Source organism: Desulfosarcina cetonica JCM 12296 (genome assembly GCF_001311845.1).
GTDB classification, from domain to species: domain Bacteria; phylum Desulfobacterota; class Desulfobacteria; order Desulfobacterales; family Desulfosarcinaceae; genus Desulfosarcina; species Desulfosarcina cetonica.
On sequence record NZ_BBCC01000240.1, the window covers coordinates 1 to 8,561 of the forward strand.

Consider the following 8,561-nt stretch of genomic DNA (forward strand, 5'->3'; position numbering starts at 1 on the left):
TGTGATGGTGGCCAGGTGCCGGCGCGGCCGGGCGAAGACTTTACGCACGCGCATATTCTGAGCGTCGCTGAGATACAATAAGGGCGCGGTATGATGACTTCCGCCATCGGTGTGGTAGCAGGAAATCTTCAGGGAGCGGGACCGGTGCAAACGAGCCACCGGCAAGGGATTGAAAAGGGCGAAGGCATGACCCGCCGCATCGGTCAGGCTTTCTTCCACGGCCATGGCGGTCTGGTTCTCATCGACCACCGCGCGAAAGGGGTCGGCCGCCCGCACCAGCAGGAAGTGACCCGGCGGCACCATCACCTCCCGGCGCAGATCCTCGGGATAATTCCAGACCACGGCCCGGGGGGTTTTCCCATCGGGATTCATGGCCCGGCAAAACGCCAGGGGCGACGCTGCGAGGGACTGGGTGGCCGCATCCACGTCGAAATCGCCCAAATCGCCCACCCCGCGGTACAGACGCCAGACTTGCAGCACCTTGGCCCTGAGACGCTGCTGCCGGACGCGCTGCGGGGTCCGGGGAAAATGCGCTTCAGTCGCGGTCAAGGCGGTCAGGTCGCCGGGATCGTCGCTCAGGCAACGCACCTGTCCCGGCGCCAACGCCAGGCGCAGGGTTTCGCCGTCGCTGTCGACCGACACCGACGTCCCCTCTAAAAGGTCAAACCATGAAACGGCCTTCAAGGGCGTCTTTGCCAGGGGCCAGGCAGCCGTGGTCTCCTTCTCGACATCCAGGTTAACCGCCACCACAAGTCCCTTACCGGACGGTTCGTGCCGACGGGCGATGACAATGCAGTTACCCGTCCCCTCCTGGATCATCGCCACCCGCACCGGATGAGCAAAGGCCGGGTGGGTCATCAAAAGGGCGCTCAGCGACGGATATGATCCACCAGGTTCTCCGGCGCCCCCCAGTTCAGGGACGGTGAGCCGTGCACATCGATTTTTTCGGTGGCCAGCCATTCCACGCCGTTGGCAAACCCGAAGCCGCCCTGAACGGAGAGCAGCGCGCACAGGGCGGTGCGCATGCGGGCATAGACCGCCGAGGTGGCCGCCAGGCGCAGGTTGTCGTGGGTCTCGGCAAAGTGGATGGTGGCACCGTCGGCCCGGGAAATCTCCAGGGCACCGGCAGGTAGTACTCGATCTGGCCGCGATCGTAGTTCTGGAACAACTCACTGTAGGCCCAGTTGAAATCGGCCCAGTTGAGGAGATCCCGGGTCACGGAAACCTTGCCGCCCAATCCCTCCAACAGGAAGATCACCCCGGGGAACTGATCCCGCACCCTGCCGATGATGTAGCGCCAAGCCGGCGTGGGAATCATGTAGCCGGCGTCACAACGGAAGCCGTCAACCCCCCGGCGGCACCAGGTGAGAAAAACATCGGCCATGTACTGCCACAGATCCTGATGCGTATAGTCCAAACGGGTCAGATCGGCCCAGACCACGCCCCAGGCGCCGGGGGTCTCGATCTGCCCGTCCGGTTCGCGGGAGAGCCACTGGGGATGGCTTTCGTGCAGGCTGGCCGCCCAGCCGGTGTGGTTGATGGCGATATCGATGATGATCCGCGCGTCCCGGGCGTGAACGGCATCCACCAACTCGATGAACTGCTCCAGGGGCGTGGCCTTGGGATCAAACTCGGCCAGGGCCGGATCGACGGCGGTGAAGCTCAGGGCCGCGTAGGGACTGCCGAAGCGGCCCATGCGGGCATAGGTCGTGGGGGTCGGATGAATGGGCAACAGTTGGATGATCCGGCATCCCAAATGGCCGATGATGAAATCCAGTTCCCGGATCAGGTCGCGAAAGGTGCCCGACGGCGGGATGACCGTGTAGCCGGCCTCGTCCAGGGGCTTTGCGGCGGGATCCATGTCGGTCATGGCACCGCTTTTGTTGGGGCCGAACTGACGCACGAAGGCGTTGTAGATGATATTGGCGCAGCAGGTATTCGCCGGCGCCACGTTGATCGCCGTGTTGGCGCCCGGCGGCCAAAGGGGATCGACGCGGTCGTGGCTGAGAAAATAGCCCTTGGCTTCGAAATGTCCCACCTCGGTCAAAACGACGGTGATGCGGTAGCGGCCCTTGCGAGATCGGTCATGGGCAGGTCGTACCAGCAGCGGCCCAGGGGATTCTCCCGCCGATCCACCTGGCGGATGATCTCCCGGCGCACGGAACGGGCGTGTCCCAGGCTGGTGCGCAGCCATGCCTGTCCCTGCCAGGTCTCGGGTACCTGCAGGAAAAAAGTGAGCGTGTCACCCACAAAATGAAGGTGACGGCTGCCCGGCAAGGGCAATTGTTCGATGGCATCGGATTGGACCATAGATCATCCTTGTCGCTTGGCGGAAGTGGTGGCGGCCCCACAACGGTTGGCAACGGCTGGCCGTGCTTTCGCGGTGCAACCGCCACTGGGTCCCCTGTTGAAGGGTATCGGAAAGGCTGGCCCGGGGTGGATCGGGCCGCAACGCATCGGGATCAATCGGAAAGAATGGCGGCAAAAATAAAAAGCAAAATAAAATAAATGCATTTTAATTGTCAATAGGAGCTTTTGGTGAGTTCTTCGGGTCAATCGGCACGGCGCAGAATGAACAGGTTGCTGGCCACCACCACGGCGGTGCCGATCATCACGCGGACAGACACCCCCTCGTGCCACACCAGCCACCCCACCAACGTGGCCCAAAGGATCGCCGTATAGGTGTACGGCGCCAGAAAAGACGCCTCGGCGTGGCGGTACGCGGCGGTTTTGGCCAGCTGCTGGACGACGGTGAAAACACCGATGCCGGCCATCCAGGGCAGCATGCGGCCGGCCGGCAAGTGGCCGGCAATCAAGGTATGGGGGGCCGAGATGATCACGCCGCCCAGGATGAAATAGAACACCGTGGTCAGGGGATTTTCCGTTTTTCCGAGGTTGCGCAGGGCCATGTCCACCAGGGCGATACACAGGGCCGCCCCCAGCCCCACGATGGCGGCCCGATCGTTCAGAATCCCCATGGAGGGGCGCGCGATCAGGAGAATGCCGCCGAATCCGAGAAACACGGCCATCCAACGGGCCCCATCCACCCGTTCCCTGAGCAACACCGGCGACAGGGCCGTGACGAACAGGGCGCGGAGAAAAGCAGCGCCGTGGCATTGGCCATGGGCAGCAGGGCATAGGCCCAGAACACCAGCCCCACGCCGATATTGCCGATGATCGAACGATACAGGTGGGCGCCCGCCCGCCGGGTCTTGAACACGCCGACCGGATGGTTGGCCAGCATGTAGGGCACCAACAGGAAAAGGGCCACCACGCCCCGGTAGAACACCATCTCCACCGGACCGTGGCTGACACTGCTCGCCTTGGCGCAGGTGTTCATCAAAACGATGCACAGCGTCGCCAGCAGAATGAGGAGGACGCCCTTGGCCGTCGTGCGATCCATGAAACCTCCGCTCAACGGCGCATGCCACGGTGACGGTAAATAAAAAAACTTGCCGATGCCAGCACCGCCAGCCCCACGGCAAGGGCTGTGGGAAACCAGTAGAAGCTGTCCTTGAAAACGGCGTTCTCCAGGGCCTGGCGGCTGGCCGTGCCAACCCCGCTTTTCTTCGCCTCCAGCAATCCCGCATAGACCATGCCGATGATTCCGTAAGAGATGTTGTAGGCCAGTCCCTTGAAACTCAGCACCGTGGCCCGTTGAGCGGAGGCGGCCTTTTGATTGATGAAATAACTCACGTAAAAGCCGACCATGTACATGGCGGAAAAGGCCACCAGGGCCGGCAGGAGCCCCACGAGGGGCCAGAAAAAGGTCATGCCGACGAGTCCGACCAGGGCGGCGGCCGTGGTGGACCAGAGGCAGAACAAGGGCGAGCGGTTCTCGGCGATCCACAGACAGATCCGGGGAATGAAGATCCCGGCCACGGCCATGGCCGATCCCATCAGGCCAAAGCTGGATTCGGGCAATTGGACCATGCGATAGTATTGACTGGCCAGGGTGACGACCATGCGCAGGATCCCGTCAAAAAGCATGCCGAAAAGGATCACCATGAGGACAAAGGGGGTCTTGAGAATCCAGCGTCCCGAGGCCAGGGTGAGCCGGAATGCCGACCAGACGGAGCCACCGGTCGCCGGGTCCGGGTGGTTTTCCCCGCCAGGCGCGGTTTCCTCCAGGCCCAGGACGGCGGCCAGGGTCAACAGGGCCAGGATGAAGGTCAGATAGACCGGCAGCCTGAGGGTCTGGGCCTGGGTGAAAACATGCGGCCAGCCCACGGCGGCGGCCATGCGCGTCATCAGGCTCGGATCATAAACGGCGGCGCCCACGTTCATGGTAAGAATGAAGAACACCGAGCGCAGGCGCATCTGACGATCCAGAACCCTCCCCCACTGGCCGGCCAGGCCGCGGGCCTGCAGGGCGTCATAGGCAATGGCTTCGTCGGCACCGCTGGCGGCGGCTTCGGCCAAACCGCTGAGCACGCGATTGAACACAAAAAAGATGAACAGCAGGGAAACGTTTCCCGGGGGCCAGGCAGAGGATGGCCATCTCCAGGAGCATCGAGCCGGCCGCGAAGACCAGCAATCGACGCCGGCCGACGATATCGGCCAGGGCCCCCGACGGCACCTCGGCCAAGACGATGGTGGCTGCCCAGACCGCATTGAGGATCGAAAACTGGGCGACGCTGAGCCCGAAATCGAGAAACATGACCGTGAATACCGGATAGTAGAAACGGCAGTTGAAAAATACCCGGAACGCGATGAAACGGCGGACATTTTTCACGGCGAATGGCGACGGTGCGGCAGGATGAGGTGTGTGCGATTTCAGCGGAAGGTCCTTCCCGGATGGTCGGTTAGGTTGCGCGCAGGCACGGGATCGGCCACCCGGTCGGTCCGCCTGCCAAGGGAAGCTTTAATATAATACGGGTTTGCGCCGGCCAAAAGGCGAAGCATCGATTCTCCGATGGGGCCTCTTTCGAGTCCGTTAAATTTGACAAACATCGCGATCCCCTTTAATGTGGCTCCATCATTCAGACACCATTCAACGAGGCCAGGGTATGACCAAGGAAACCGTCGCCATCTATTGGGACTTCGAAAACCTGCACGCCAGCATCTTCGACACCATCAACGGCAGCGGCAGCTATCCGAAGCCCGCCAACCGCAACCGCCAGCAGGAAGTCCTCGTGGACGTGCAGGGCGTTTACGACTTCGCCACCACCTACGGCAACGTGGCGATCAACAAAGCCTACTGCAACTGGCACTGGTTCAGCAACTACCGTCAAAGCCTGCTCAAATGCGCCGTGGAGCTGATCCAGCTCTTTCCCCCCGGTCCCCTGGCCAAAAATGGCGCCGACATCAAGCTCTCCCTGGACGCGGTGGAGGACATCCTGCGGTTTCCGCACATCTCATCCATCGTCGTCGTCGGTGGGGACAGCGACTTCATTCCCTTGGCCCAGAAACTCAAGGCCGCCGGCAAGGACCTGATCGGCGTGGGGTGCAAGAACGCCACCAATCGGCATTGGGCCAACAGTTGTTCGGACTTCAAATACTACGAAACCTTTGCCCTCGAACCCCAATGCGAGAACTGCGAGGAGGATATCGAAACCGCCACGGTCAAGGATGCCGCCGAGCTGATCACCAAGGCGATCAAACAGATTGCCCTTCGAAACGGCGATAAATGGGTGCTCAAGGCCGCCATCCGGCCGGTGGTCAAACGGCTCGATCCGACCTTTGACGAATCCAACTACGGTTGTCGCAGCTTCGCCGACCTGTTGAAGAAACACAACGACCAGTTCCAGATCGAACGGGGCCAGCACGACCACCTGGTGTGTCTGATTGAATAGGAACGGATAGACATCCGATGAAAAATTTCCTCTTGGTGTTGATCGCTCTTTGCGTCGGCGGCCTGGTTCCCATCCAAGGCGCCATCAACGGCCACCTGGGCAAAAGCCTCAATCACCCCCTGCAGGCCACGTTTATTTCCTTCTTCGGCGCGGTGCTCGCGCTTTTGCTCATCCTGGCGATTCGCAACCCCGCCCTGCCCAGCATGGCCCAGCTGCGCGCGATCCCGCCAATCTACTACAGCGGCGGCATATACGGCGTGGTGTTCGTGACCACCCTGCTCGTCCTGGCGCCGCGTATCGGCATTGCCAATACGGTGGTGGCCACCATCGTCGGCCAGTTGATCATCTCGGTGATCCTGGACCATTTCGCCCTCTTCGGCCTGGCCCGGCACCCGATCAACGGTTTCCGCCTGATGGGCTGTCTCGGCTTGATGGTCAGTCTATACCTGATTCAACGGACCGGTTGAGGTCCTTGACCCATCAGCAGATAAAAATTTTTCCCGGCACCTGACTGACCATCTGATAACCGGTTTCGGTGACCCGAAAAACATCCTCGATGCCGGCGGAGAATTCGTTCTCGAAGACCAGCTTGGGTTCGAGGGCCAGGGTCATGCCCGCTTCCAGCGGGATGTCCCGGCCCCTGGCGATGATCGGCGCCTCGACCAGCTCCAGCCCGATGCCGTGGCCGATGAAGGTGACTTTGCTACCCGGCGGGCCGAGGTACGGGTCGGCGTAGCCCAGGGCCGCCGCCCGGTCCACGGAAACGTCGAACAGGTCGCCCAGGGTCACCCCGGGCCTGACCTTTTCGAGAACCGCGTCATGGATCTCCATGGCGGCCTGGCAGGCCCGCATGGCTCGCGCCGGCATGTCGCCGATGGCGAACATGCGCGTTTCATCCATGTGGTAGCCGTTCAGCACGCAGGAGAAATCGATCATGATCGGCTCGTTGGCCGCCAGTCGCCTACCGCCCGCCCCGCAGGGAAAGGCGGCCGATGTGCCTTCCCCGCTGGCCGGTGAATCCAGCACGCCGACCATGCCGCCGCTCGTTCCGGACAACAGGTGCCAGGCGTAGCCCTCGGTGAGAAAATCCCGCACCCGCAGCATGCCTCCATGCCCCCACTTACGGGCAAACGCTTCGTACATACCGGTGAATTCGATCTCACTCAGCCCGGGCGAATGGTGGTGGTCATGTAATCAAAGGTCCGTTGCGACAGCGCCGCGGTCTGCGCCATCTGGTCGATCTCCCAGTCCGACTTGATCATGCGCGTCGCCAGGATCAGCGGCGCGGCGTCGACATAGTCGCGGACGCCCAGCAGGTTGCGGAGCTTGTTGAAATAATTGACCGGCAGGACATCCATTTCCAGGCCGAGCGTGCCGGGCAGGCGTCCATAGGTATCGGCGATCCGATGGGGAATCTGACGGATGGACCCGATGGCCGTCAAGTTCAAAAGCGCCGACTCCCGCCGGCCCGGGGAAGATATTTTTTGATCATCAGCAAGGGGTCGCCCTCGGCCGGCATATAGAGAAAACCGCTTTGGGCCGTTCCTGAAAAATAGAAGAGATCCACCCGCTGCACGATCAGCAGGCCATCGATATCCTTCTCCTGAAGTTTGGCCTGAATCCTCGCCTGCCGCCGGCAAAGTTCTCCGGCAGGCACATGAAAATCGGTTCCCATCGTTCCTGCCTCTCCCTAAATGATCGGTTTGACAAACGGCACCGGCGCACGCGTTCCGCCCGCGCGCCGGTATTGGCTATCACAGGGGAAGCTGTACACCAAACGGGAAAATAAAAAAAGCCTGGCAGGAGCTGGCTGACAGACGAATCGGGATGTTAGGCCTCGTCGATCATGCTGGTATAGATGGCATCGAACTCACCATGATCCCGGCGAAACTGTCCACGAGCCGGGGATCGAAATGCTTGCCGCGGCCATCGAGAATGATGGCCCTGGATTTCTCATGGGAGAAGGGGGGCTTGTAGGGTCGACGCGCCCGCAGGGCCTCATAGACGTCCACCAGCGCCATGATACGGGCGCTCAGCGGAATGGCCGTGCCGGCCAGCCCCTCGGGGTAGCCGCTGCCATCCCACTTCTCATGGTGGTATTTGGCGATATCGATGCCCATCTGCACGAAGGTGTTGTTGGGATATTGTTCGTGAACCGATGCCAAGGTGGCCGCACCGATGGTGGTGTGGGTCTTCATGATCGCGAACTCCTCCGGGGTCAGGGGCCCCGGCTTGAGCAGGATGGCGTCGACGATTCCCACCTTGCCCAGATCGTGCAGCGGGCTGGCATGGAAGATACAGTCGATATAATCGGGTGAGATGACATCGGCGAAGGCGTCCGTTTCGCTCAAGGCACTGGCGAGCCGACGGCAGAGATACTGCACCCGTTCGAGGTGGAGTCCGGTGTCGTCATCCCGGGTATGGGACAGTTTGGCCATGGCGAAGATCATCGCCTGCTGGGAGCGGTTGATCTCCTCGACCTGTTCGGCCACCCGGGCTTTGAGCTGATCGTTGAACGTACGCATCAATTCGCGTGCCCGGTGCAATTGCAGATGGGTGTCGACACGAGCATATACCTCTTCCATGTGAAACGGCTTGGTAATGTAATCCACACCGCCGCTTTTGAAGGCGCGCACCTTTTCCTCGGTGTCGGTGATGGCGCTGATGAAGATGATCGGAATCGCTTGGAGATCGGCCCTGGCCTTGAATGCCTCGCAGACCTCAAAACCGTTCATCTCCGGCATGTTGATGTCCAATAGGATCAGG

General features: G+C 61.4%; 12 protein-coding genes and 1 pseudogene. 2 read left to right on the top strand and 11 right to left on the bottom strand.

The window, feature by feature from the left end; all coding sequences use genetic code 11:
* From JCM12296_RS46285 to JCM12296_RS39195, 7 genes and pseudogenes are all read right to left on the bottom strand, one after another.
* Nucleotides 1–858: pseudogene (locus JCM12296_RS46285) on the bottom strand (amylo-alpha-1,6-glucosidase); the annotation flags it as partial.
* Between the two features lie 55 nt (nt 859–913).
* Entirely contained in the window at nt 914–2,038 is a 1,125-nt protein-coding gene (locus JCM12296_RS46290; protein ID WP_246805144.1) for an alpha-amylase family glycosyl hydrolase, read from the bottom strand.
* 5 nt (nt 2,039–2,043) lie between these two features.
* Nucleotides 2,044–2,310 (bottom strand): hypothetical protein, encoded by a 267-nt coding sequence (locus JCM12296_RS46295; protein ID WP_054700850.1) that lies wholly within the window; start codon nt 2,308–2,310, stop codon nt 2,044–2,046.
* Between the two features lie 242 nt (nt 2,311–2,552).
* On the bottom strand, nt 2,553–3,029 hold the full coding sequence (locus JCM12296_RS30335; RefSeq protein WP_054700853.1) for a DMT family transporter: 477 nt from the start codon (nt 3,027–3,029) through the stop codon (nt 2,553–2,555).
* Nucleotides 2,993–3,403, bottom strand: a complete 411-nt coding sequence (locus JCM12296_RS30340; protein WP_054700857.1) for a DMT family transporter — start codon at nt 3,401–3,403, stop codon at nt 2,993–2,995. The genes JCM12296_RS30335 and JCM12296_RS30340 overlap by 37 nt, the downstream gene beginning before the upstream one ends.
* An 11-nt stretch (nt 3,404–3,414) precedes the next feature.
* On the bottom strand, nt 3,415–4,434 hold the full coding sequence (locus JCM12296_RS30345) for an MFS transporter (RefSeq protein ID WP_157068027.1): 1,020 nt from the start codon (nt 4,432–4,434) through the stop codon (nt 3,415–3,417).
* Nucleotides 4,376–4,735, bottom strand: coding sequence for an MFS transporter (locus tag JCM12296_RS39195; RefSeq protein ID WP_054700863.1), 360 nt, complete (start codon nt 4,733–4,735; stop codon nt 4,376–4,378). The genes JCM12296_RS30345 and JCM12296_RS39195 overlap by 59 nt, the downstream gene beginning before the upstream one ends.
* A gap of 274 nt (nt 4,736–5,009) precedes the next feature.
* Here JCM12296_RS39195 and JCM12296_RS30355 point away from each other — a divergent pair, with 274 nt between their 5' ends.
* Complete coding sequence (locus tag JCM12296_RS30355; protein WP_054700866.1) at nt 5,010–5,795, top strand: NYN domain-containing protein; 786 nt, start codon at nt 5,010–5,012, stop codon at nt 5,793–5,795.
* A gap of 17 nt (nt 5,796–5,812) precedes the next feature.
* Nucleotides 5,813–6,262, top strand: coding sequence for a DMT family transporter (locus tag JCM12296_RS30360; protein WP_054700869.1), 450 nt, complete (start codon nt 5,813–5,815; stop codon nt 6,260–6,262).
* A gap of 13 nt (nt 6,263–6,275) precedes the next feature.
* Here JCM12296_RS30360 and JCM12296_RS42775 read toward each other — a convergent pair whose 3' ends face one another.
* The 4 genes from JCM12296_RS42775 to JCM12296_RS30380 form a co-directional block, all read right to left on the bottom strand.
* A complete protein-coding gene (locus JCM12296_RS42775; RefSeq protein ID WP_218188364.1) occupies nt 6,276–6,938 on the bottom strand; it encodes a M24 family metallopeptidase in 663 nt (220 codons plus the stop codon).
* Between the two features lie 20 nt (nt 6,939–6,958).
* Nucleotides 6,959–7,243 carry an aminopeptidase P family N-terminal domain-containing protein gene (locus JCM12296_RS42780; RefSeq protein ID WP_054700875.1) on the bottom strand — a complete coding sequence of 95 codons (285 nt, stop codon included), beginning with the start codon at nt 7,241–7,243 and terminating at the stop codon, nt 6,959–6,961.
* The gene (locus tag JCM12296_RS42785; RefSeq protein ID WP_054700879.1) at nt 7,240–7,470 is read right to left on the bottom strand and encodes an aminopeptidase P family N-terminal domain-containing protein; all 231 of its coding nucleotides are present in this window, start codon (nt 7,468–7,470) and stop codon (nt 7,240–7,242) included. Before JCM12296_RS42785 ends, JCM12296_RS42780 begins: the two co-directional genes overlap by 4 nt.
* A 169-nt stretch (nt 7,471–7,639) precedes the next feature.
* The coding region (locus JCM12296_RS30380; protein WP_157068030.1) for an HD domain-containing phosphohydrolase at nt 7,640–8,561 on the bottom strand (922 nt) is incomplete at its 5' end.